Here is a 25,137-nt window from a genome sequence, read left to right as displayed (position 1 = left end):
TACGGCCGATGGTTCAAAATTCAATAGAACCTATTATCAATTTACTGGACACCGAAAGCATTAAAACCAGTCAAAAATAAAAATAAAAAGCCACTGTAATTAATCAACACTACCAATATTGGGACAGTAAAATGAAAAAGAATACATTTACAAAAACCTGTTTATCTATTGCCATTTTAAGCACAGTCAGTAGCCATAGTTTTGCCCAGGACGAGCCCTATTCATGGAATATCTCTGGATGGATAAATGAAGGCTTAACCTATTACGACGACGGTGTGGGTAGTGATGTGGCACAACTTTCAGACAACGGTACAACGCTAGGCAGCCGTATTACGCTTTCAGGGAATTATAAACTGGAAGAACAAGGCATGGACGTGGGCTTTGAGGTCATTATTGAACCTCTTTCAGGCGCACCCAACTACGCCGGTGGTGGCCATCAAACCCCGCTTTTGTTTGCCAATCAGGATAACTTAGACACCTTCAACGGCGGCGACATAGGCCTGTTGGGCAGTAGCCTCTACTTTGGTGGCGACTGGGGTAAAATCACCATTGGTTTACAAAGCCTTCCCACCGATAACATTGCCGTTCTAGCCGATCCTTCTGGCACAATCTGGTCGGGAATTTCTCCATTATTTAGAGCAAATGGCTTCTTTATTCGAGGCGTAGAAGAAGGTTCAACCAATGTCGCGTGGGGTCAATTTGCTCAGTGCTTAGCTACGCCTGGCTTGGGTATTGGTATTGACTGTAACGGCATATATCGCAACGGTGTGCGCTACGATCTCCCTCAAATGGGCAACGTGAGTATTGCAGTAGGTTATGCAAACGACGAAATTTACGATATTGCGGTTAAGTATGCGGCTGAGCACGAAGGCTTCAAAACTAACCTTCATGCAGGTTACTCAGTGAATAAAGATGGCGGTAGCAATGTTGGGGGCAACAGTTCAACTACGCTGCAACTGCAAGCAGGGCTCATGCATATTGAGTCAGGAGTATTTGGGGTAGCCACTTATCAGATGGAAGAAGCTGACGATGCGATTGTTGGGTCGGGTGACGATACAGATGCTTATTACTTTAAAGCAGGCATAAGAAAACAGTTTAATCGCTTTGGTGATTCTGCTTTCTATGCTGAATATGCCAGTTATAACGACCAATACGGCATGGCTCATTTAGATGGCGTTACCGGCTCAGAGCTTAGTCAATGGGGCGTTGCAGCAGAACAATATTTTGGATCGCGCTTCTTGGTGTACGCGAAATACGAAAATCTAAGTTTAGATATTGATGGTTCAGAATCTGCGCAAGGAATTTATAACAGCGCAGAAGACTTAACCCTAATTCAACTAGGTGGCACTGTGTTCTTTTAATTGAGAATTAAAAATCAGTCATATTTTAACATTGAACTTATATCTAATTACTCTGAAACTTAAAATTACTCGATTCATTTAATTAATGATAAAAAACTGATTAATTTTACACTTAATTGAGAAATTAAAATTAAGCTAAAAGATATGACATAAAAAAGCGAGATTTACTCTCGCTTTTCCTATTGAAAAAGGAAAGATCATGAAAAATATATCTCTATTTTCATTACGTTCAGCTCAACCCATTCTGTTAGCCCTACTCTTCATAACGACAGTACATATCGCAGACGCACAGGTCATATTTCAGGAGGACAAAAACAATTTTATTCGCCTTGTTGAAAAGCAAAACGAAACAGACAGTGACATGCGTGCCAACCAGCACCCCTTTACGCTGCAAGAGCAGGATGTATCCGCCATACTTAGCGCTATTGATGTGGTTAAGAACAAAAATACGTCAACACCGCTTTTTTCCAACGAACAAGTTGCGTTACTTGCCGCCTATCTGCCTGAGGCGCTGCGAACAGCGACTGCTCAGCAAGACGTAATTTTTGCCCTTAGTAAAGAGAAGCGCTATTTGGCAGGCCTTAAAACCCAAACGTATTACGTTGCAGGCAGTATTTTCGTTGCAGACGACCAGCTCAATATTCTTATTGGCGAGTTCGACAAAGTAGCCAATAAAGCCTACGAAATGGCTTATGATCCTACTTCTCAGGGCTTGGTAAAATACGACTTTGATTTTGGTAACCGGAAACAAGCAAAGTTCTCATTCGATTCCCCACTTTCTTTTTCCGCACCTGGTATAGAACTCAAAACGAAAAATCGCTTCGATTGGGTGGTCGCACCGACTCAGCTGGCATTTGAAGCACCTGTAGAAAAGGAAACACTTTCCCCAGCGAATAGGGAAAACACACCCAGTAAGAAAGACGTAGCTGGCTCGGCCCCCTTACCAGCAGAAAACGATATCGTTGCTCGTTTTAAACGGTTAGACGCACTAAAAAAGGCAAACCTAATTAGCGAAACAGAATACGCCGAAAAAAGAAGGCAGTTACTTGACGAGTTATAGAACGAAAGTCCCGTCAGTACTGGTCTTACGTGCTTTTTTATTATAAGCCATTGGTCTTATTAGGCCTGATTTAATGTTATATTAATGTTAACATTGTAAACACGTGAAGTGACTGTTTAGCTTTTAATATTTCGGAGAATTTGGTCACTTTGAAGCGTTTCATTTACGCCATAATTTTGTCTTACTAAAAGGCTTATGTGTGAATAAAACGCCAGCCCAAATAAGTCACAAGGCCAGCGGCAAATGTCGCTTTTTTAGCTGAGGGAAAGACCATGCACCGTATCTTGATAATTGACGACCACCCTATTTTTCGTCACGCAATGATTACTATCTTAGGGAAAAAGTTTCCCGACTCAGAAACCCTCGAAGCCAATTCAATTTCTGAAGCGTTAACGTTGCTAGAGCAAGACGCGAAGTTCGACTTAATCATGCTTGATTTAAATATGCCGGAAACCTGTGGCTTAAACGGACTTTTAGAAATTCGAAACCAACACCCTAATGTACCTGTAGTGATTATTTCCGCTGAAACGGAAAAGCAAAATATACTGCAAACCATTTCTTATGGTGCCGTTGGCTTTATTTCAAAAAGCAGCAAAATTGAAGAAATAGCCACATCTATAGAGAGTATTTTTGAAGGGAACGTGTGTTTACCATCAGAGATATTGAGAACGCCGTCTACCAGAACACGCATGACCAATGACAACGGCATTTCGCCTGAGCAAATTCGTTCATTAACACGAAAAGAGCTGACTGTACTGAAATATCTAACTCAAGGGTTAGCCAATAAAGTGATTGCCTACGAGCTTAATATTTCTGAAACCACGGTTAAGTCTCACGTCTCATCTATTCTCAAAAAATTAGGCGCCAGCAACCGAGTAAAGGTTGTGGCCAGTGCCGCGAATATCGACTTTAACCAATACGTATTTAATTAAGACCTGTTGATCTTTGCTGTGCACCGAAGATTAACAGGCCCCATGTTCCTATACTTTTAGCCATTCAAGCTTGAGACTAGCGCCGCCTTAAGCACCGCGGAGTTAACAGGTTTGTGCAGCAGCTGAATGTCGGTGCCTTCAAGTTCATTCGCTAACGCTTTTGAGTGATTAGCGGTGCAAATCATAATGGGCATTGAAGGCGCGATTTTTCTTACGCGTTTCGCAATGTCTAAACCGGTTTCTTCTTCATCTAGGTGGTAATCGACAATAAGCATGTCGCACTCGTCAAAGCTGCCATTATTTACGGCACTGCATTGTTCAAAACCTGAGAAGGTGTCTACTTCCATGTCCCAGTTTGCGAACAACGTTTGCATAGCAATGCGCATATTCGCATCGTTATCAATGTGCCATATATGCTTATCCAAAACGTAATCTGGTAACGATGGCTCCAAAGTATAAAGATAGTCTTGTTCCTGACTCGTATCACACACTTCGGTAATAGGAATGGTCACCGTGAAACATGCGCCTACGCCCTCTTTCGAGCGCACTCGAATATCGTGCTCTAGCAACTTACTCATTTTATCTACAATGTATAATCCCAGCCCCAAACTGTAAGAGTAGTTAAAATCGTTTTCTAATCTGGAAAACTCTTTAAAAATAACTTTCTGATCGTCTTCGCTTATACCCACACCTTGATCATAGATGCTAATTTCTAGGTTCTCATTCACCTTTCGTGCTGCCAGTAACACCTTGCCGTTGGCACCGTATTTCATTGCATTTATTAATAAATTTCGCAATATTCGAGAAAGTAAGTTCACGTCTGTCACCACGAAGGCTTCTTTCAAGCGATAGCGAAAATCTACACTGTAGTCTTTACTGATATGCGTAAACTCTTCGGCTAGCTGCATAAGTAACGGCAATACATTTTCTTGCTGCTTATCGGGCTGTAACACCCCAGCGTCCAGTTTGGATGTTTCAATAAGCGTGCGAATAAGGCCATGTAAATCAGACAGTGAATTATCGAGGGCGGCAACAATGGGGCTGGATGAACTATCCACTTGATCTTTCAATGTTTCGTTGAACAAGATGGCAGCGCTAAGGGGCTGCATAAGATCGTGGCTAATAGCAGCCAAAAATTTGCTCTTTGAATCAATCGCTTCTTGAAGGGCGATGTTGGCGTGATTGAGTTCACGGGTACGCTTTTCTACATTCGATTCTAATTGGTCTTTAGCCGCTTTAAGCTGGAGTTGGCTTTCTACCTGCTGCGACACGTCTGTTGCCAAGACAAAGTGCCCGGTGATATCGCCAGATTCATTGAAATGAGGAAAATAAACTTTCTGTAAAAAGCCAACGTCGCCATGAGCATTTTTTTCTTTGCTTTGAAAGCTCACCACTTCGCCTTGGTTAACACGGCGCAAGTACTGAATAAGATTAGGGTAAACCTCTTTCAGGTGGCTTCTATCCATAGGCATATCATTAATGTCTTGCTCACTAACGCCATACCAATCGCGATAACCTTTATTGGTGTATTGAAACTTTTTATCGGTACCAATGTAAGCAATAAGCGCCGGTACATTATCGGTTATCATGCGGATCCAGCTTTCGTTTTGCTTCAGCGTTTCCGCGTAGTGATGCTGCGATGTAACATTGGTGAACGTGCACAGCGTATTGCCGTCGGGCAGTGTAGTGATGTTGCGTTCAACCACCAGTTGCTCGTGGATAATCTGTGTACTTGGCCCCACCGGGTTTAAGTTGAGCCCGCTCCAGTGACGGTTATTTTGAAGGGCATAAATATTCTTACTGTTTACCAGTACGTGCTGGGGCACGTTTGACTGGGTCAAAAACGTGTTATTCCAAAACGCAATGCCACCTTCTTTATCAATGAGCAATATTCCAACATCAATATTATCGATAAGGCTTTGCAACAGCTTGTTTTTCTCTTTAATGACTTGCTCGTAACGATTCGATTCAAGCAGTTTTACTTCAGTGATGTCGTTAAACAGAATAACGTTCCCGCCTTCTTGCGTGGGTCGATTGGTCAGCTGATACCATCGCCGGTTCGACAACTGATAGATCATCCTGCCTTCGACATCAGCAGGCAGGGCGCGGCGAATAACCCCGGAATGCTTGGCAGCTTGGGTGATATCGTAATAGTTATCGCCAATTTTAGGGGTAATGGAAAGGTCATCCCAAACAGTTTCAAAGTGCCGATTAAAGAAGATGATCCCGCCCAGTCTATCTAGCAACACCATCGCCTGATTGGTGCTTTCAATAGCGTCGTGTAAACGCTGTTTAACCTGATGGGTTTCTTCGTGAGCACGCACTAGCTCGGCATTTGACTGCTCCAGCTTTTGCAGTACTGACTGCAGCTCCTCTGTTTTCTGACTCACTTTTTCAGAGAGTTGAACCGAATGTTCGAAGGCGCGGTAACTGTGATGATTAAAACCGCCCTCTTCCATGCGATACATCAGCGCTGCGTTTATTTTTTCAAGCTTTTCGTTTTCACGCCGTTGCTCGTAAAGGGCCTTTTGGAGCGCTTCCACGTCGGTAAATTGATTATTGGGCTGCAAAATACACCCCCGTAAACGTTTGGTTCAAGTGAACCGAGTGAATATGCTCGCCATAGGCATTGAAGCCCGCGACATTGTACCTTTGCTGTAGCCGTCTTATTTCGTGGTCGTTTTTGCCCTGTTGAATTTCGAGCCTTCGCAAAAAGCAATCGCAAGCATAGACAAATTCGGGCTCGCCAAGCTGAGCGCGCAGCTTGTCTAGTTTACTTTCTAATGCTTCAATGCAGTCACCCAGCTGAACAAATGTAAGAATAATGCCAATATCTACCGCGCAGTAGAAGGTAATGGCGTTAGTGGCCAAATCTACTTTTTGAATAGAGCGGATGAAATATTTGCCCCCTACCATCACTGCAAGGGGAAACATGGAAAACACATCCGGCGTTAAGTCTTCAGCTTTCATTCCCAGTAAACTGGCGTAATACTGCGCAGCAGGTTCACCGTTTATTTCATACACGGTTCGCGATTCTGGATCGGCGTGGGTGACCACCAGCTTTGAAACGGGAGAGTTAATGTGATCAATGGAGAACACGGTGAAGGGCTTTCCCGTGCCAACAAGCAGCAATACTGCAGCGTCTCGATGAAATTCACCGTTGTAAAACACATAGGTGGCTTCAAGCTTTAAATCGTCGCCGGCGCTACCGCCTAAGTGTGGGATATTGCCAAATGCAGTTGCAAAGGTCTCTAGAAAATGTTCTTCATGGCGGGTAAGCCCATCTAGCACAGAAATAACGAAGTGCTGCTCTGTATCATAGCGACGCTCCCTCCCCTGTAAGGCTCGGCGCAAACCACTGGCAATATCGTGGGCTTCATCAAAGTTTACTTCGCCTAAATTTGGCACCAATGCTGTGGCAATAGAAAATTCGTTTTTCAAAAACGCAACGGCCAAGAGTTTTTCTGTTCCGTAGCCATTTTTATTAAATTCTCCAGCACTGGTGCAGCCAACAATGTTCACGTGCGGAAAACGTGCGGAGATTTCCTTTGCTACGGTGTCTAAGTCAAACAGTGTGCTGGTATGAAAAAGTAATAGTTCTATTTCATCGCACTTAACGTTGGCTAAAATCTCATTGGCCACATCGCGGCAGGCTTCTTTTGCACCGTATAAACTAGCTTGGTTATCATCGTTAACCTTGCTATTAGCAGGTTGACTGAGTGCGGACAGGATTGAGGTTTTTGACACGCGTTGGCACCTTTTTCTTTTTATATTTATCGATTTTGCACAAGTCAGGGTTATCTAACGTAACCACACACTCAAGGCACTGAATACATTCAGCATAGTCAATGCTGCCGTCTTGTTCTATAGCATCAATACCACATTTCTTTTGTTTGCACAGCTGACACGGATTACCACAGGCGTCTTTACGTGTTAGCAATTTAACTAAAGGGAAACGACCCAGAATGGCAAGCCCTGCTCCCAGTGGACATAAATAGCGGCAGTACACTTTATGAATTTTTAAACTAAGTAGCAGCAATAAAACCGAATACAGTACAAAAGGCCAATATCGAACAAAGTGTAGGGTTATGGACGTTTTAAACGGCTCTATCTCAGCGAGCTTCTCCGCAAGGTTTAGCGAATAGAATGAGCACGCGACTAGGCCTATAAGCAATACATATTTAATTTTTTGCGCCCGTTTGTGGTGCTGTGGCTTAATTCTAATTTGTTTTATCCTGAGCTTTTCGGCCAGTATTCCCATCATTTCCTGGAGTGCTCCGAAGGGGCAAAGCCAGCCGCAAAATAGTCCCCGCCCAACGATAAACAACGAGACAAATACAAAGCCCCACAAAATAAAAATGACCGGGTCGAGAAGATATACCTCTAAGGAAAATCCGTCGACAATATCCAGTAGCAGCGTGTATATGTTGACAACAGACAGTTGCCCTTGAGCGTAAAAGCCAATAAAAAACAGCACGAACACAAGGGAAAATGCCCGCACTGTATGCACAAACTTGGTGTAAGGCGTTAGCCTTTGCTGGAATGCAAAAAACAACGACAGCGCTACAAGATAAACAACGGTGATGCTTATCGTTAAGGTTCTGTCCCTCCAAATTTTCTGCCACAACGGAATGGGCTTCGCTAACTGAGCCTCAGGATTTTCCATAAATAGTTCACTAGGCAGTGTCACTTTCAAAGGGAACAGATGCTCATCTTGCTCGAAGAAACTCGGCTTAAACGGCACACTAATCGCTATTTCCATTTCTTGGTCAAGTGACAGCCCACCTTTCGATTTTACTCGAAGTACTTTGATCTCGTTGTATTCGGGCAATGCTTGTGAAAATGCTGGGTCATAGAAGCTATAAAAATCGATATCGCGGATAGCTGTGGGAAAGCCGCCTTGATATACCCGTAAATGCTCAGGAGTGGTTTGGGGAATAAACTCATCGCTGATAAAGCTGAACCCTTTCGTATTCAGTACCATCAGTGCCATTTCACCCGGATTTAGATTTTCCTGTAACCGAGCAAATTCCTCTTCATCTAGCAGGTTTTTCCCCACAATAGGAAGACTTAAAAACGCATAGTAGTGTTCGGCAATGATGTTACCATCAAGAGCAAACTCGCTTTGAATATCGTCAACCGCCCGAACCACTTCTCTCGAAAGCCCTTCGGTATTTTGCTGAGTAATCTGGTGCTTTTGAATGTAGCCCTTGTCCACCAATTCGCTAAAAGTAAGAGGTTCGTAAAAGCCTGGATTGATAATATTGTTGCTAGGCGCAACAAAGCCATCGAGCTTAGCTCTGGCAACGGCTAATGCAGATGTCACGATGGTATCGTTGATAACCAGCACCGATACGGTGGCTTTCGTAACCCCATCAAAGTAGGTAGCGTCTTTGCCTACATTGCTTTTACCACCAATGATAAAACGTTCTTTGACACTGTGCCCTTGATATTGAGCAACGAAATCAAACATGGATTTCTCGCCAAGCCCGTGCAAAAAAATCGGCTCGCTATGCTGCTTGACGAAAAGGTCAACCACATTGCCTTGAGTATCTAGCCCAATCACTACATTAACCGGTTTGCCTGAAAAGCCTATGAAGTCGACAAAGTCATTCGACTCAAAAACATATCCGAGTAGTTGCTGAAGCTGATAGACCGGGGTTACCTTGATATCTGTGTGCATCTCCCCCACGCGTGTAGCGTTGGGAAATATTTTGTAAATGTCTTGTGGAATGTCTGTCGCGTCAGACTGCGCCAACACATTGGTGCTGAGAAACAGCAAGAAAATGATTGAGGAAAATGCGATGCGCATAAAAGTAGCGGGCGGCGGTAGGCGCCGCCCTCAGGTTTACTTAGAAGAAACCAAGTGGGTTGATGTCGTAGCTTACCAATAGATTTTTTGTCTGCTGGTAGTGATCTAGCATCATCTTGTGGGTTTCGCGGCCAATGCCCGATTTCTTGTAGCCGCCAAACGCAGCGTGAGCTGGATACAAGTGATAACAGTTCGTCCATACGCGACCTGCTTCAATCGCTCGACCCACGCGGAATGCTACATTCGCATCGCGGCTCCATACACCAGCGCCAAGTCCGAAGCTTGTATTATTGGCAATCTCAATCGCCTCTTCTTCGGTTTTGAAGGTTTGAACAGCGATGACCGGACCAAAAATCTCTTCCTGGAACACACGCATGTGGTTTTCACCCTTCAAGATAGTCGGCTGAATGTAGTAGCCTCCATCAAAGCCAGGTAGCTGCTCTTTCTCACCACCAGTGACAACCTGAGCCCCTTCTGACTTACCGATATCGATGTATTTAAGGATCTTTTCGAACTGCTCATTAGATGCCTGTGCACCCACCATGGTGTCTGTGTCTAGTGGGTTGCCACGTTTGATCTTCTGAATTTTTTCCAACACTTTTTCCATGAATGCATCATAGATGTCTTCGTGAATAATCGCTCGAGAAGGACACGTACATACTTCACCTTGGTTGAAGTATCCAAGCACTAAACCTTCCGCACACTTATCAATAAATTCAGGCTCGTGATTCATGATGTCTGGGAAGAATAAGTTTGGCGACTTGCCGCCAAGCTCAACGGTAGATGGAATAAGGTTTTCAGCAGCACAGCGAAGGATATGTCCGCCAACAGGTGTAGAGCCAGTAAACGCAATTTTTGCGATTCTTGTGCTTGTTGCAAGAGCCTGTCCGGCTTCTGCCCCGAACCCGTTAACGATGTTTAGTACACCCGGTGGCAGTAGGTCTTGGATTAGTTCGGCGAACAATAAGATAGATACTGGCGTTTGTTCTGCTGGCTTTAGCACCACTACGTTACCGGTAACAAGTGCTGGCGCAAGTTTCCATGCAGCCATAAGTAGCGGGAAGTTCCATGGAATGATTTGCCCAACAACACCATAAGGTTCGTGGAAGTGATACGCCACCGTGTTTTTATCAATTTCACCGATGGTGCCTTCTTGGCTTCGAATACAGCCTGCGTAATAACGGAAGTGGTCTGCGCACAGCGGAATGTCTGCATTAAGCGTTTCGCGAACGGCTTTACCATTGTCCCATGTTTCCGCAACGGCAAGTAGCTCTAGGTTTTCTTCAATGCGATCGGCTATTTTCAGAAGAATGTTAGAACGCTCAGCTACTGACGTATCTGCCCAGCCCTTTTTCGCAGCGTGAGCGGCATCTAACGCAAGCTCAATGTCTTCAGATGTTGAGCGTGGGATTTGTGCGATGTCGCTGCCGTCTACTGGAGATGTTGCGGTGAAGTACTCACCTTTAACCGGTGCTACCCATTCGCCATTGATAAAATTACCGTAGCTTTCTTTGAAGCTTACGACCGAACCTTCACTACCTGGCTTTGCATAAATCATAAGAAGTACCTTTTGATAACTTTGCGCGTACCACGCGCACTAACTTGGTTTGTTGTGTAGTTTGATAATGGTACTTTTACGTTGTACCTACCATGATGCGATAGACCGATTTGACTCCTACTTTAGGAGGGGAAACCTATGGCTACTTCTCACTCTTCTCGACAAAAGACACCGATTGAGACGCTGAAAACTCTGCATCACCGATATAACCGTGTTTAGCCGCAATGGCTGAAAATTGGGAGGGCACCGCGTCGAGCTTTCGCTTAATGACGGTAAGTGCGTTGGAGACAGTCTTAGCCGATAGGCCCAACTCATCAGCAATATCGAAGCGGGATTTATTCATCGCTATCGCAATAAATATCTCGAACTCACGTTTTGTTAATTTGGCAGCAATGTCCACGTTGGTATCGAGAAGTTGATTGGCTAAATTTACCGCCAGGCCTCTCTCAATATACTTTTGCCCTTTTGCGACGACCTTAATTGCCGAGATCAATATTTCAGGCGAACTACTTTTACTGATGTACCCCATAGCACCGGTCTGCATGGCGCGGTGCAATATGACGCTGTCTTCGAACATACTGAAAAAGATAATTTTTAAATCTGGATGTCGCTTCAAAAAAATCTTGGCTAAAACAAGGCCACTTTCATTTGAAAGGTTTATGTCGAGGATTAAGATCTCAATGTCACTACTGGCTAATAAACGATGGGTTTGTGCACCGTTTTCAGCATCAAAAATACGGCAGTCGGGCATCATCGCATTAAGTAAAGCTTTGTAACCTTTACGCACCACAGCGTGGTCGTCGACGATAAGAATATTCATGCGACGTTAGCGCCCATAAGAGGAGGCATTTTTTTAAGGGTAAGGGACAGCGATACAGCAACGCCGCCATCATCGGGTGACGTCACACTGCAATTTGCTCCTATACAACGCGCTCGGCTGCGCATTGATGACATGCCAATGTTTTCCACGATGTGATTTCCCAGCCCCCTGCCGTTGTCTTTAACCATCACAGAGACCCGGTGAGTATCGCCATAAATTTGAATGCTAACCTTGGTGGCCTTCGCATGCTTAATCACGTTGTTAATGGCTTCTTGAGCAAATCGGTAAAGATGAATATCTCGCTCATTATCTTCTTGATAGCGCTTTAGATTAATTGACACGTCCCACTGCGTATCGGGCTGCGCTACTTCTTGTTCGTACACCAGTCGCTCAAGCGACGACTGAAGAGAGACTCTATCTAAAACAAGCGGATGAAGGTGAGCAGTGAGCTTTCTAATTGCATCGCTTATTTGATGTGACATCACTTGAACTTTCTGTGCCGATAGTTCAACAACAGATCGCTCTTTTGCGTTAACCAAAATATAAGCGTGGGCTTTTATCGTGGTCAGCAACTGCCCCACATTATCGTGAAGCTCTCTGGCAAGGTAATTACGCTCTTGCTCTTGAAGAAGCGCTAATTGCTTATCTATTTTTATGAGCTGCTTTTCTTTTGATTTAAGTGCATTTTGCAGATGCTTAAATTGGTCTAATACCCTGTTCATTTCGGTGATATCTGAATGTGGCAGGGGCTGTGATTCCTTGCCTTCTCGTAGCTCAGATAACGCGTCAGCGAGCTGATTTAGCGGCACTAACCTTTGCTTAACCGCCACTTTTAACGTAAACAGCAACAGGACAAAGGTTGCGAAAAACAGTCCCGCCACCAAGGCAAAAAAAGTGAGATTCTGGGTGAGTTCAGTAGCATCAAAAGGCGTAACAATAAGATACTGATTTTCCTGAATTGGGATGATTACAGGTGTGAGTGCAGTACGTTCGGTTGTCGGCATCACTGAGGTCTGCTCTGCCTGAAGGCGCCCCGTGAAATAATGGGCGGATAAGTGAGGGCTAGGCTCCACAATCGCTTCGATATCAGCAACAGGGATATTGAGGTTGACCATTTCTCGCACTTGATTAAGCGCGCCCGTCATCTCTTCCTCAATGTTATCTTGTATGTGGAAGTAGACCAGACAGGTAAAAACCAAAAAGCAGCCAATGAATACGGCCACTATAGCTGTAGATATTTTCGTAAAACCTGACATAACCGCCCCTGCAAGCCTTTTATTACAGGGTTATGCTATACAGGCTGCGTTAAAAAGCACATCCTGCAATAGGGGCGAATTCATCCTACCAAGGTAGGATGAATTCTGTTTTGAGCGATGTTTTATTTGGTAAGAACTTAGACAGTTTACACTTATCGGTAAGCCTGCTTCTCTGTGCTACTAGCTTCCCAGTCGACTGCTGAATTGGCCTACTGCATCAACGACTTCTTTGGCACCGTCTTGAATTTGTTCGATAACTTCGCCCGCCTCTCTGGCGTAATTGAGCCCTGATTGCGCCTTTTCATCACCTTCATTAACCAAGTTCACTGCGTCGGTGGCCAATGTCTGGTTGTGTTTAACCACATTGATGATTTCTTCTGTGGCTTCGGTTGTACGTGATGCTAATTGACGCACCTCGTCAGCAACTACAGCGAAACCTCGCCCCTGATCGCCAGCACGCGCCGCCTCAATCGCAGCATTTAGAGCAAGCAAGTTGGTTTGTTCCGCAATAGCACTGATACTTCCGATAATAGTGGCAATTTGTTGAGACTGAGCGTCCAACGCATTAATCCCCTCTTTTGCCCTATCCATTTGCTGCGACAGCGAAGACATTTCAGAAAGCAGTTCGCTAATGACTTCCTTTCCTCGCGTGGCGATTTGATCCGTTGTGTTTGAAGAACGGTAGGCGATATCAGCAGCACTGGACACGGCATTTTCTCGTGCCACCTGCTCAGTAATATCAGTAGCCAGCTTAACCACTTTATACATACGACCGTGAGAATCACAAATCGGGTTATAGGTGGCTTCCAGCCAAATAGTGTTGCCGTGAGCGTCGAAGCGTTCGAATCTTCCTGCGACAAATTCACCCTGAGCAAGTCGTTCCCAAAACGTTTTATATTCGCGGGAATTCGCATACTCGGTATCACAGAAGATTCTATGATGCTGACCTTTAATGTCATTAAGGCTGTACTTAACCGTTTTCAGAAAAGCTTCGTTTGCGTCTTGAATATTGCCGTTCAAATCGAATTCAATCGCTGCATTTGACTTATGTAATGCGGCCACCAAATCTTCGTGTTCTTTCGAGTTGGCTATAGTGCGCGTGAGGTCGTTGAGGTTGACTGAGAATTTGTGAATATTCCCTTTTCCGTCAAAAATAGGTTCAACTACGCCCCTTAACCACGCTTCTTCACCATTTTCACGAAGAAACTCAATCGCCCCCCAGTAATGAACACGCTGCTCGATAGAATCCTTCAGCTTTTTAAAGTGAGGCGTGTTTCTGGCAATCTCGGGAACAAATTCAAAGAAGCGATGCCCTTTCACTTGAGAGAGTGAGTAACCTAGCTCTTTCTCGAACATCTCGTTGACGGCTTCAATTTCACCACGCTCATTAAGATTCAGAAAGATCATTTCTTCGCGCAAGCCATCTCGCACTTGCTTGAGTATATGTAGCTCCTCGCGAAGCGCTTCGTTTTCTTTCACTAAGTGTTTATTGAACATAGGGCCTTCCCTGACAGAGAATTACAATAATATGCCGTTTATCGGCAGTAACTAACCTTGCCTTAACGATAATTTGATTAATCTACACAAGGTTTAGCAAACGGTTCGCTAGACAATGTCTTTTTAACTAGGGCCTGTTGACCTTTGCTGTACATTTTTGCAGCAGTCTGTGTGCCATCTAGACAAGGCGAATGTTTGACGGTTTAGTGGTTCTAAATCGAGAACATTCAACGCAGTATAGATGGCACAAAGGCGCTGCCCGAAGGGGTCGTTATGGAAGCCTTTTACTCTTTGTCACAGTCCTTTAACTTAGCCCGCTAGGTTTGCAGGACTGTTTCGCGATTAAAAGGCTTCCATTTAGACCAAAATTCGTACACCAAAGGTCAACAGGCCCTAAGACGTGTCGGCCTAATTTATTAAAGCCTAGACCACATTCAGCCACTTGTATTAAAGCGTGGCGAGTTTTTCGACGCTGCTACGCTATTTTTTACATATTTACCCTGCAAAAGACAGTAGATAAACGTCTAATTTTTTAGTCGAGAAATTTTGAATGGTATTGCGTAACTTTATCTGTAAGCCATTTTGTAAATACCTGAAAGCGTGCCTGAGAATGAGTCTCTTTGTGTGTGGCCAGCCAGAATGTCCGCTTAATATGAATCTCGTTTTCAATGAGTCGAACTAAGCCTGGCTGAGTTTCAGCCATAAATTTAGGTAAAATGCCTACCCCTGCGCCATTTACAAGCATTTGATATTGCGCATTAATACTGGTGCTGCGAAGCGCACTTAACTGTGACAAAGCAGTCTCTTCAATGAACTTTAGTTGAGGAGCGTAAACCAAATCGGGCACGTAACTCACTAAATTGAAGGCGGTGAGCTCTTGTAATGTTCGTGGTTCGTTGTCGCTGATAAGGGACTGGTGGGTATAAAGATAAAGGTTATAGTCAGTTAATTTTTGTGTAACCAGCAAGCCTTTACTAGGCTTTTCTAACAAGATAGCCATATCGGCTTCTCGTTTGTTCAGGTTTAAAAAGCCGCTGGTTGCCACAAGCTCAATACTGATCCCCGGATACTGCTTTTTAAAATCGGGTAGTAAAGGCGCTAAAAACCAGCTACCGAAACCTTCAGAAACACTCACTCTGATCGTACCTGCCAAATGCGAGCGTTCATCACCTAATTCATTTTGTGCCTCTAGAAAGTAATGCTCTGCTTTTTCAATATACGTAACTAGCTCACTGCCATGGGTGGTAAGCACATACCCCTTTTTAGTTAGCTCGAACAACTTGCAATTTAATGAGTCCTCCAGTTTTTTTACACGACGAATTAATGTCGTAGGGTCTACCTTCAAGCCTTTAGCTGCAATAGCTACACGACCATTTCTTGCCAAACCAAGAAACAAACGCATGTCGTCCCAATTCACTTAAACACCTGCATTTTTACAGCACTATACTGCAAGTATATGTATTGCCTTTGCAAACACAAGGTTTCAATATTGTTAAAAATTACAGGAGCTATGTCATGAGAAAGATTGTTCACTTTATTGCAGGTAAAGATTTTGAGGATAGCAGCGAAAATACCGCGTCGGTATTTGCGCCCAACACAGGTGAAGTTCAGGCTGAAGTAAGCTTGGCTAACACTTCAACTTTGGCCTATGCAATTGAAACAGCCCAAGCTGCACAGGTTGAGTGGGCAGCAACAAATCCTCAACGACGCGCTCGTGTTATGTTCAAGTTTAAAGAGTTGGTTGAAGCAAACCGCGATCGCTTAGCGGCACTATTATCAAGCGAGCACGGTAAAGTGTTGGTTGATGCGCAAGGTGATATTCAGCGTGGCCTTGAAGTTATCGAGTTTGCCTGTGGTATCCCTCATGCGCAAAAAGGTGAATATACCGAAGGCGCAGGCCCAGGAATCGATGTGTACTCCATGCGCCAAGCTCTTGGTGTAGTGGCAGGTATTACGCCATTTAACTTCCCGGCCATGATCCCAATGTGGATGTTCGGTGTGGCAATTGCCTGCGGTAACGCGTTCATTTTAAAGCCATCAGAGCGCGATCCGTCAGTACCTGTTGAACTGGCAAAGCTTATGATTGAAGCAGGCCTTCCTGCAGGTGTACTTAACGTTGTACACGGTAACAAAGAAGTGGTTGATGGTATTTTAGATCATCAAACTATTAAAGCAGTGAGCTTTGTAGGCTCTTCTGACATCGCTAACTACGTGTACGAACGTGGCGCTCGTGCTGGTAAGCGCGTTCAAGCCATGGGCGGCGCGAAAAACCACGGCATTGTAATGCCTGATGCAGATCTAGATCAGGTGGTAACCGACTTAGTTGGTGCTGCATACGGCAGTGCCGGTGAACGCTGTATGGCGCTACCGGTTGTCGTTCCAGTGGGCGATGAAACCGCTGAGAAACTGAAAGCCAAACTTATTCCGGCTATTAAAGACATTATGGTAAGTCATAGTGAAGATCCTAACGCTCATTATGGCCCTGTGGTTACTGCTGCTCACAAAGAGCGCGTTGAAGGCTATATCGACCTTTGCATAGAAGAAGGTGCTGAGCTTGTTTACGACGGCAGAACCAGTCAGATCCCAGACGACAGTCAAGGCTACTTCATCGGCCCAACGTTCTTCGACCACGTGACCAAAGACATGCGCTCATACCAAGAGGAGATTTTTGGTCCAGTGCTTCAAATGGTACGCGCGAAAGATTTCAACGAAGCAGTTAACTTAGCAAGTGACCACCAATACGGTAATGGCGTTGCTATGTACACCCGTAACGGCCATGCGGCGCGCGAATTTGCGCAACGTGTAAACGTGGGCATGGTAGGGATTAATGTACCTATTCCTGTGCCAGTTGCTTACCACACCTTTGGGGGCTGGAAGCGCTCTGCATTTGGTGATACCAACCAGCACGGTATGGAAGGGGTGAAATTCTGGACCAAGGTTAAGACCATTACGCAGCGCTGGCCTGATGGCTCAGATACGAACGACAACGCCTTTGTTATTCCAACCATGGGCTAAGTGAGGAGACTATTATGACCACAGTTGCATTTATTGGCCTAGGTAATATGGGCTCAGGGATGGCAGATAACCTGGTTAAGAACGATTACAACGTATTAGCTTTTGACTTAAGCGAAGCGGCGCTAGCTAAAGCCAAAGAGGCAGGCTGCACTATTGCGCAAAGTACCGAGCAAGCTGCTGCTGAGGCCGACATCGTTATCACTATGTTACCAGCAGGCAAGCACGTAAAAGATATCTATTCAAATCAGATATTGGCTTCTGTCCGCGAAGGCACCTTGCTTATTGATTGCTCCACCATCGACGTAGAAACGGCGAAGAGTGTGTCAGAACTGGCAGAGAAAAAAGGCCTTAAAATGCTGGATGCGCCAGTTTCTGGTGGTGTTTCAGCGGCTGCAGGCGGCACACTCACGTTTATGGTGGGTGGCGACGCTGATGCCTTTGACAAAGCCCATGGTGTACTTAGCGCAATGGGCAAAAAAATCGTCCATGCGGGCGGCCATGGTGCGGGACAAGCAGCAAAGATTTGTAACAACATGTTACTTGGCGCGACCATGATTGCGACGTGTGAAAGCTTCCAGCTGGCACAAAAACTAGGCTTAGATGCGCAAGTGTTCTTCGATATCGCTTCAAATGCCTCGGGACAGACATGGTCAATGACCACCTACTGCCCTGTAAAAGGTGTAGGGCCACAAAGCCCTGCTGATAACGATTTTGCTGGCGGTTTCGCTTCTGCGCTTATGCTCAAAGACTTGGGGCTGGCCATGCAGGGCGCGAAGGGCGTCAACGCGCAAGTACCTATGGGTGAGCTTGCTGCAAAGTGGTTTGAAATGCATTGCGAAGAAGGCAATGCAGGGATGGATTTCTCTTCAATAATCAACCGATTAGCGTAAGAGAAAACCAACAGTTCTCCGACGGCTACTTTCCCTCAGAAGAGGTGGCCATCTTACTGAGCGAGTAAAGGATTTTACTCGCTCTTTTTTTTAAACAAACTGCGTCTACGCTTTTTCTCTCCGATTTTCTTTCTAAGCCATCCGCGGTTTAATCATTTCCCCTAGGCTGCGTCAACATGTCATCATACGCATCCATTTCCCAAGGCAGTTCGCCTGGGCTGGTATCGAGGAAGTGCAGATAACTTTCGAACTGATCTAAGATGTCCTTAGTAATACTCTCTTTGTCATATCCGTAAATATCGTAAGCTTGTCCTCCGCGGCGAAGGAATACTTCAGCACGAAAATATTTTTCTGACTCGTCTTCTTCTGAACGCAGTTCTGCGTAGCTAAACCCTGGCACTAAATATTCAGTCATACGGATATCGTAGATAAAATCCATGTGATCGTGACGCTCAACAGTGAAGGTGGCCCTTCCCGTTTCCTCATCAAGCTTAACAAACGCCTCCCACTCTCTCGCTTTCAAAGCAGCTTGTACGTCTTTCATCGCTGCAATCACAGTTTTATCAATAAACTCATGAACCTCATTTCGGCTTGGGTAATCGACCATTGCTGCGAGTCGGCCTTTTAGGCTAGTCGAGCGACCGTGGTTTCTATTAAGCGTATTCGCCTTCAAACTGTTGTTTCGGTAGCCTTCAATGACAAGCGCACGCCATAGACCTGCTACAGACGCTAGCATAATGAAAGCGAATGGTAAGGCGCTCGCAATGGTCATCGTTTGCAGAGCATTCAGTCCGCCAGCCAACAGCAACACCGCTGCAACGGTTCCTTCCAAACACGCCCAGAAGATACGCTGCCAAACCGGGCTTTCTTCTTTACCACCAGAAGCAAGAGAATCGATAACCAGCGACCCAGAATCTGATGACGTCACAAAGAACGTAATGATCAATAACACGGTCAAGCCTGACATGATTGACGCGCCAGGTAGCAAGTCATAGAGCTTAAATAAGGCAACAGCTTCGTTTTCCTGCACATCGCTAATGAGTGTAGTAACACCTTGGTTCATAATGGCATTTAGCGCGGTGTCGCCAAACACGGAAAACCAAAGGAAGGTGAACATGGTAGGCACAAGCATTACACCAAAAACAAACTGCCTAATGGTTCTGCCTCGACTTATTTTGGCGATAAACATGCCTACAAACGGCGCCCAAGCGATGGTCCAGCCAAAAATAAACAGCGTCCAGTTCCCAATCCAATCGCTGCGACTGTAGGCCTGAAGATTAAAGGTACGTTCAATGATGCCGTTGATATAACTTCCTGTGTTCTGTAAAAAGGTTTCTAAAATATGAACCGTTTCTCCGAAGATAAAAACGGTACTCATAAGCGATACAGCCAGAACCATATTAAGAATTGATAACCTTTTAATGCCTTTATCCATTCCCGCGATAACCGATATTGTTGCGGCAATGGTTACGATAGCAATGGTGCCTACCTGCACCATGATATCAATGGGGATATCGCCGGAAAGATAATTTAGCCCCGCATTGATCTGTGTAACGGATAGCCCGAGCGTAGTGGCAATACCAAATAATGTACCGAGAATGGCGAATACATCTACCGCGTGACCTATAGGGCCATAAATTTTATCCCCTATCAGCGGATACAAAGCCGAACGTATAGATAACGGCAAGCCATGTCGAAAAGCAAAATAGGCAAGAACTAAACCGACTAGCCCGTAGATCGCCCAGATGTGAAAGCCCCAATGAAAAAATGCGATTTGCATGGCTTGTTTCGCCGCATCAACAGTTTCAGCTGCTCCTGCAGGTGGTGAAGAATAGTGTAGAACAGGCTCTGCTACGCCAAAGTAGAGCAGCGCTACACCGTAGCCTGCTGAGAACAACATAGAAAACCATTCGGGAAAGCTATATTGAGGCTCTGCATGATCGGGCCCCAACTTTATGTTCCCCCAGCTAGATGATGCTACCGATACAATGAATACCAAAAAGATAGCGACCGACAACATGTAAAACCAACCAAAGGTTTCTGTAATCCATGCCAATGTACTGTCGAAGGCCTCACCGGCAAGTTCGGGATTGCTGATGGTTCCGATCACCAGAAGCAAAATAATGACGACGGCGGGGAGAAATACAGGAAGAAGAATGGTGGAGTTGTTTACTTGGCCTTTCATAGCAAATCCCTTTTCACTGACAGGTAAGTTGAAACCCTGTGTAATGCGAACAAACTTTATATTTTCTACTTGTGAAGGTTTGAATCGGTTCAAGCTTGGTGTAAGCATATAAAGTCGGAACGTTCAGATTCCGACTGCGCTAACTAAACAATTTCTTCATATAGCGAGCGTTCGTAGTGTTTTATTTATCTATCTTCCAGCGACATTTGAACGCTCTCAAATAACATACTGTTTGCTTGTCTAGGGACATACACTAATTCTGTAATAATTAGTAATTAACATAATCTCCTTTCCAAAATACACCGCTTTTCGAAAGATATTTGTTTGGGATTAATGTGAATACGTTATCTAAAGTACACGCTGTTGGTTTTGTTGGTGAACAAGAAAATGAAATAGCCTCCCCTCGCAAAGGATTGCCAAAGGCAAAAGTGCCCACTAAAAAGTCAGATTTTTCTTCGTTTTATCATATGCATTGGGAGGGATTATGCGCTTTCTTAAGAAAAACCTTTGGTTCAGGTCCTCCAGACCCTGAGGATGTAGCGCAAGACGCGTTTTACCAGCTGGCAAAGATGAAATCTCGCGAGCATATTGAAAACCCTAAGGCGTTTCTATACAAGATTTCAATTAACCTGACACTGCGTTCTTTGAAATCAGATAGATGGATTGCGAACGTTGTACCCGGTAACGACGAGTCGTTTGAATCAGAGTTACTGTCACTATCTGAGCCCGATAAAATTTTGCATTCACAGCAAGCTTTGCAGCAACTAGGGGCTTTGTTTTGCACTTTGTCAGAAAAGCAAAAATACATCGTAAGTGCAAGCCGACTTGAAGGCAAAACCTATCAACAGATTTCTGACGATACTGGATGGAGTATAGCCGATGTATGTCGGCAACTTAACAGTGCACTGGTTATCCTCGCAAGCTCAGTAGATGCAAATGATTGATTGTGCCTTAGCGAAAAACGAACAAAGAGATTGAACGTGAAACAGAATTCAAACGTCACCCATCTTAATGCTGCAAAGTCTATTAATGAACAAGCCATTCATTGGTTTACTTTAATGAACGATGAAGACTTAGCACATCAGTATCAGGAAGCATTTACCAAGTGGTACACCCATTCCCTACGTCATCGCAACGCGTTTAAAGCTATTGCTAAAATGTGGGATAAAACAGGTTTTACTGATGACATTATTGCATATGAGACCGAAAGAAATTCAACACTAGAAACAGGCAAATCAACCCAACTCAAATATAAAGACCTGTACAAGAAAGTTGGTGCGCTCGTAGCGTTCGCTGCGACTTTAGTTATTACAGTTATTACTCTGCTAAATAAACAGGACCAATCACTTTCTCAACCCAGCCAAGTCTTTGCTTACTCTACGACAACAGCACAGATAAAGAATATTACGTTGCCTGATGGCAGCAAACTCACTCTTGGTCCTACAAGTAGTGTTTCGTATACGGAGCTAGACACAACCCGTTCTATTGAACTGAGTCAAGGAAGAGCATTTTTTGATGTAGTCTCGATGACCAATAAACCTTTCATAGTAAATAGTGGTGTTAATACTGTAGAAGTGACAGGCACTGAATTTGAAGTAGATGTAAATAACTTCAAAAAAACCACCCGAGTAAGTGTTGTGGAGGGCAGTGTTAAAGTTTCAGGTAAAGGCGAAGCACCTGTGTTCCTATCTCAAGGAGAACGAGTTTCTGCACCACTAACTGGGGGACCGATGACGAGCATAACGACTTTCTCAGATAAAGAAACACTCGCTTGGATGGACAATAAACTTATTTTTAATAATACCCCTATTACAGAGTTCTTGTATCGAATACAACCTTATGTAGAGCAAACCCTCTCTCTTGAAGGTTTTAGTTCTGATGCTGTTACGATAAACACGATAGTTACCCCTTCCAATGTTCACACACTGCTCGATTCTTTGCCTGCGGCTTATCCACTGGAAATGGTGAGAACAAGTAGCACAATTACATTCACCTATTCTGAAAATTAGCAGTTAGCGGTACTTTTTTGAATGCAAAAGTGCCGCAAACAATTTAGTTACATTCATGAAGGTTTTATGAAACCTGACATAGTTTTGAAAAAGATTTCCTCTCTTTGCCTCTTTGTTCACGACAGTCGACTGCAACACACTTAATTTGAACTCAATCGGCAGTAAACCACTGACCGTACCGGAGAATGTAAAATGACATCGTCGCGTTGTGTAAAGAAACACTTGTTAGCTTTTTCCATTTGTACAGCTTTGTCACTAAATACCGCTGCAATTGCGGCTGCCCAAGAAAGCATAAGCGTTGAACTTGAGCCAGCTCCTTTGGCATCAGCATTGAACCAACTTTCATTCAAGTCGGGCATTGTGATCATCGCACCTGGGCGACTGGTCAATAATATTAAAGCTCCTGCGCTAAATGGGAACTATGAAATAGATGAAGCGCTTGAAAAATTGCTTTTCAATTCTGGGTTAGAGGCCGTCAAGCAAACGAATGGGGCGTTTGTAATAAAGAAACGTGGGCCCCAGATGCCTCTTACCCCAAAGGACACTGCTGTCAATGGAGCACCTATCGACGAAATAGTAGTTTCAGCTACAAAACGTGACACCAACCTAATGGATGTATCGGCGGCTGTTTCTGTCTTGAATGCACAGCAGATTCAAGATGTGGGGGTCACTGATTTCAAAGGATTGGTAGACGCACTGCCAGGCATATCAATTAACTCTGCATTTGGCGGAGCCAACAATAGTTTCATTACAATTCGTGGTATTGGTGGGGCTGATGACTACAAACCAAATGGCAACCCCTCTGTCGCATTACATGTTGACGGTATTTACCAAACGTCTAATGCTTATCTTGGCATGCCTTTGTTCGACTTAGAGCGAATTGAAGTCCTCAAGGGCCCTCAAGGAACACTTTACGGACGTAATACAACAGCAGGAGTCATTAACGCCATCACAAAGCGTCCCACAGACGAATTCGAAGGCTATGCCAGCGTAGAGTATGGGAGTTACGAGTACACGCAGGGTGAAGCTGCATTTGGCGGAAGCGTTTCTGATAATTTAAAGGTACGTATCGCTACGAAATTTGAACAAGGTGGTGGTTACATGGACGGCAAAGGCGCGGGTCTGTTCGCTGGTTATGTGCCAGAAGGTTTTGAGGGGGTAATTCCGGCCGTAACCGATCCGGGAGAGCGAGACGGGTTTGGTGATAAAGACCTATTTGCCTTTCGTGCAACCGGGGTTTATACCTTCCAGGCCAACACTGACTTAACTTTGCGCTACTTTATGAGCTCTGATAATGGCGACACACTTCAATACGATCGTATCGCTTTGGAAAATGAGACAGGCTCTGGTATAAGCAGAAATGCAGGCGAAAACGACGACCCATATGCGTTTTACGCGGATGAGTACTATAGACACACTATAGATATCGAAGGTGTAAACGGAGAATTAGCTCATCAAATAGACACTGATTTGAACGTAAACGTGCTATTTGGCTACCAAGAAAGTGAGCGTAATATGGGGGGAAATGGTGACGGAACCTCATTTCCTCGCTACAAATATGCATTTGATGAAACACTTGACCAGTCCTCTTTAGAAATTCGCTTCAGTGATAGTCAAGGAGGAGACATTGATTGGATCGCAGGTGTCTTCTATGTCAGCGACTCGGTGGACTTCGTAAGCGATTGGACAAGCTTCGCAGTTCGCTCCCAGTACACTTCTCCGTATAGTCAGACTCGAAACAGCTTTGCTACGTTTGCCAACGTTGATTGGTTTGTAAACAACGACCTGAAATTATCTGCGGGCGTTCGTTATACTCAAGATACTGCTAAGTTTTCAGGCTACAACCAAGACTTAGACCCTTGGGGAACTTCTATATATGAGGAAGTATTCAACTCCCCTGGCCTGTTTTCTTGGGACAGAGATTTTGACGACAATAATGTCTCAGGTAAGCTAACCGCCCAATACTACCTTTCTGATAACCTGAATATTTTTGCCTCTATCGGCAACGGATACAGAGCAGGGGGTTTTGATGGTACATCAATATTCTCTTTAGAAGAGACTGAGCCATTTGACTCTGAAACCGTAGATTCATTTGAACTGGGGCTACGTTATACCGACGAGAGCTTGAGTGCTAGCGTCGACTTATTTGCTTACGATTTTGAAGAAATGCAAGCAACTACTCGACTTTCAAATGACACCAATGGACGAACAAATGTTGGAGCGGCTGAAGTTCGTGGTGCAGAAGCTTCCTTCAACGCCCAGCTGTTAAACAATGGCGAACAACAATTAACGTTCAATTCATCTGTTACCTATCTCGATACAGAAATTACGGAGTTTTCATCTAACCGTGTCGATGATGTGCAAAATACAGTTGGAGACCCGTTACCTGGCTCACCCGAGCTTTCATATTCAATCTCGCTCAATCATAGCATTTTCGTTGCAACTAACCGGTTACTTTCTACTCGTCTGACCTATACCTACCACGACGAAGAAACTAACCGATTGAATGCAGGTGCTGGCAATACGGTGCCTGATTACGGCTTGCTTAATATCAATATGGACCTTGAGTTGGGTAACGGGTTTACCGCATTTGCATATGGTCGAAACATTACTGATGAAGAATATTTTCTAGAACTCAATGCAGGTGCTCGTCTCGTTGGTGCTCCAGCAACATACGGCGTAGGCGTTCGCACTACCTTCTAGTCTAATGCAGGCATCTGCAGGTTGCAGATGTCTGCCCAC

Annotated in this window: 17 protein-coding genes; 8 read left to right on the top strand and 9 right to left on the bottom strand. The window is 44.6% G+C overall.

Features of this window, described 5'->3' with window-relative positions; all coding sequences use genetic code 11:
• Positions 1-131 precede the first annotated feature (131 nt).
• The 3 genes from WA381_RS13870 to WA381_RS13860 all read left to right on the top strand — a co-directional run bounded on the left by WA381_RS13870 (position 132) and on the right by WA381_RS13860 (position 3,353).
• On the top strand, positions 132-1,361 hold the full coding sequence (locus WA381_RS13870) for a porin (protein WP_014980250.1): 1,230 nt from the start codon (positions 132-134) through the stop codon (positions 1,359-1,361).
• A gap of 199 nt (positions 1,362-1,560) precedes the next feature.
• Positions 1,561-2,421 carry a hypothetical protein gene (locus WA381_RS13865; RefSeq protein WP_156086928.1) on the top strand — a complete coding sequence of 287 codons (861 nt, stop codon included), beginning with the start codon at positions 1,561-1,563 and terminating at the stop codon, positions 2,419-2,421.
• A gap of 272 nt (positions 2,422-2,693) precedes the next feature.
• Positions 2,694-3,353 carry a response regulator gene (locus tag WA381_RS13860; protein ID WP_014950680.1) on the top strand — a complete coding sequence of 220 codons (660 nt, stop codon included), beginning with the start codon at positions 2,694-2,696 and terminating at the stop codon, positions 3,351-3,353.
• 56 nt (positions 3,354-3,409) lie between these two features.
• Here WA381_RS13860 and WA381_RS13855 read toward each other — a convergent pair whose 3' ends face one another.
• The 8 genes from WA381_RS13855 to WA381_RS13820 all read right to left on the bottom strand — a co-directional run bounded on the left by WA381_RS13855 (position 3,410) and on the right by WA381_RS13820 (position 15,713).
• Positions 3,410-5,923 (bottom strand): hybrid sensor histidine kinase/response regulator, encoded by a 2,514-nt coding sequence (locus WA381_RS13855; protein WP_336132268.1) that lies wholly within the window; start codon positions 5,921-5,923, stop codon positions 3,410-3,412.
• Positions 5,910-7,100, bottom strand: coding sequence for a nitric oxide-sensing protein NosP (nosP, locus tag WA381_RS13850; RefSeq protein WP_156086930.1), 1,191 nt, complete (start codon positions 7,098-7,100; stop codon positions 5,910-5,912). The genes WA381_RS13855 and nosP overlap by 14 nt, the downstream gene beginning before the upstream one ends.
• Positions 7,057-9,165, bottom strand: a complete 2,109-nt coding sequence (locus WA381_RS13845) for a 4Fe-4S binding protein (RefSeq protein ID WP_156086931.1) — start codon at positions 9,163-9,165, stop codon at positions 7,057-7,059. The genes nosP and WA381_RS13845 overlap by 44 nt, the downstream gene beginning before the upstream one ends.
• A gap of 40 nt (positions 9,166-9,205) precedes the next feature.
• Positions 9,206-10,723: an acetaldehyde dehydrogenase ExaC gene (exaC, locus tag WA381_RS13840; RefSeq protein ID WP_014950684.1), complete on the bottom strand. Its 1,518-nt coding sequence runs from the start codon at positions 10,721-10,723 to the stop codon at positions 9,206-9,208.
• Between the two features lie 142 nt (positions 10,724-10,865).
• Positions 10,866-11,543, bottom strand: a complete 678-nt coding sequence (locus WA381_RS13835; RefSeq protein WP_156086932.1) for a response regulator transcription factor — start codon at positions 11,541-11,543, stop codon at positions 10,866-10,868.
• Positions 11,540-12,799, bottom strand: a complete 1,260-nt coding sequence (locus tag WA381_RS13830; protein ID WP_014950686.1) for a sensor histidine kinase — start codon at positions 12,797-12,799, stop codon at positions 11,540-11,542. The genes WA381_RS13835 and WA381_RS13830 overlap by 4 nt, the downstream gene beginning before the upstream one ends.
• Positions 12,800-12,979: 180 nt before the next feature.
• On the bottom strand, positions 12,980-14,296 hold the full coding sequence (locus tag WA381_RS13825) for a methyl-accepting chemotaxis protein (protein WP_014950687.1): 1,317 nt from the start codon (positions 14,294-14,296) through the stop codon (positions 12,980-12,982).
• A 532-nt stretch (positions 14,297-14,828) separates the two neighbouring features.
• Positions 14,829-15,713 (bottom strand): LysR family transcriptional regulator, encoded by an 885-nt coding sequence (locus WA381_RS13820; RefSeq protein ID WP_014950688.1) that lies wholly within the window; start codon positions 15,711-15,713, stop codon positions 14,829-14,831.
• Positions 15,714-15,811: 98 nt separating this feature from the next.
• Between WA381_RS13820 and WA381_RS13815 the strand changes: the two genes are divergently transcribed.
• Together WA381_RS13815 and mmsB are read left to right on the top strand one after the other, a co-directional pair.
• Positions 15,812-17,311, top strand: coding sequence for a CoA-acylating methylmalonate-semialdehyde dehydrogenase (locus WA381_RS13815; RefSeq protein ID WP_020744244.1), 1,500 nt, complete (start codon positions 15,812-15,814; stop codon positions 17,309-17,311).
• 14 nt (positions 17,312-17,325) lie between these two features.
• A complete protein-coding gene (gene mmsB, locus WA381_RS13810) occupies positions 17,326-18,201 on the top strand; it encodes a 3-hydroxyisobutyrate dehydrogenase (protein WP_061486531.1) in 876 nt (291 codons plus the stop codon).
• A gap of 148 nt (positions 18,202-18,349) precedes the next feature.
• Here the strand turns inward: mmsB and WA381_RS13805 are convergent, their stop codons facing one another.
• Positions 18,350-20,386 (bottom strand): BCCT family transporter, encoded by a 2,037-nt coding sequence (locus tag WA381_RS13805; protein ID WP_061487006.1) that lies wholly within the window; start codon positions 20,384-20,386, stop codon positions 18,350-18,352.
• Between the two features lie 335 nt (positions 20,387-20,721).
• Between WA381_RS13805 and WA381_RS13800 the strand changes: the two genes are divergently transcribed.
• The 3 genes from WA381_RS13800 to WA381_RS13790 all read left to right on the top strand — a co-directional run bounded on the left by WA381_RS13800 (position 20,722) and on the right by WA381_RS13790 (position 25,098).
• Positions 20,722-21,330, top strand: coding sequence for an RNA polymerase sigma factor (locus tag WA381_RS13800; RefSeq protein WP_069944938.1), 609 nt, complete (start codon positions 20,722-20,724; stop codon positions 21,328-21,330).
• A 36-nt stretch (positions 21,331-21,366) separates the two neighbouring features.
• Positions 21,367-22,395: a FecR family protein gene (locus WA381_RS13795; protein ID WP_069944939.1), complete on the top strand. Its 1,029-nt coding sequence runs from the start codon at positions 21,367-21,369 to the stop codon at positions 22,393-22,395.
• Positions 22,396-22,587: 192 nt separating this feature from the next.
• Positions 22,588-25,098, top strand: a complete 2,511-nt coding sequence (locus WA381_RS13790; protein ID WP_069944940.1) for a TonB-dependent receptor domain-containing protein — start codon at positions 22,588-22,590, stop codon at positions 25,096-25,098.
• Positions 25,099-25,137: the final 39 nt, after the last annotated feature.

Origin of the sequence: Alteromonas sp. CH_MED4-4 (assembly GCF_037029575.1) — a bacterium.
Lineage (GTDB): Bacteria > Pseudomonadota > Gammaproteobacteria > Enterobacterales > Alteromonadaceae > Alteromonas > Alteromonas macleodii.
Note: the sequence above shows the minus strand (reverse complement) of the source record. Positions and strands in the feature narration are given on the sequence as shown.

What these genes read in the sequence shown, in the direction of transcription:
- WA381_RS13815 (WP_020744244.1), top strand. Translation starts at nt 15,812, where the DNA reads ATGAGAAAGATTGTTCACTTTATTGCAGGTAAAGATTTTGAGGATAGC.
- WA381_RS13865 (WP_156086928.1), top strand. Translation starts at nt 1,561, where the DNA reads ATGAAAAATATATCTCTATTTTCATTACGTTCAGCTCAACCCATTCTG.
- WA381_RS13860 (WP_014950680.1), top strand. Translation starts at nt 2,694, where the DNA reads ATGCACCGTATCTTGATAATTGACGACCACCCTATTTTTCGTCACGCA.
- WA381_RS13805 (WP_061487006.1), bottom strand. Translation starts at nt 20,386, where the DNA reads ATGAAAGGCCAAGTAAACAACTCCACCATTCTTCTTCCTGTATTTCTC.
- WA381_RS13845 (WP_156086931.1), bottom strand. Translation starts at nt 9,165, where the DNA reads ATGCGCATCGCATTTTCCTCAATCATTTTCTTGCTGTTTCTCAGCACC.
- WA381_RS13830 (WP_014950686.1), bottom strand. Translation starts at nt 12,799, where the DNA reads ATGTCAGGTTTTACGAAAATATCTACAGCTATAGTGGCCGTATTCATT.
- WA381_RS13825 (WP_014950687.1), bottom strand. Translation starts at nt 14,296, where the DNA reads ATGTTCAATAAACACTTAGTGAAAGAAAACGAAGCGCTTCGCGAGGAG.
- WA381_RS13870 (WP_014980250.1), top strand. Translation starts at nt 132, where the DNA reads ATGAAAAAGAATACATTTACAAAAACCTGTTTATCTATTGCCATTTTA.
- exaC (WP_014950684.1), bottom strand. Translation starts at nt 10,723, where the DNA reads ATGATTTATGCAAAGCCAGGTAGTGAAGGTTCGGTCGTAAGCTTCAAA.
- WA381_RS13790 (WP_069944940.1), top strand. Translation starts at nt 22,588, where the DNA reads ATGACATCGTCGCGTTGTGTAAAGAAACACTTGTTAGCTTTTTCCATT.
- WA381_RS13835 (WP_156086932.1), bottom strand. Translation starts at nt 11,543, where the DNA reads ATGAATATTCTTATCGTCGACGACCACGCTGTGGTGCGTAAAGGTTAC.
- mmsB (WP_061486531.1), top strand. Translation starts at nt 17,326, where the DNA reads ATGACCACAGTTGCATTTATTGGCCTAGGTAATATGGGCTCAGGGATG.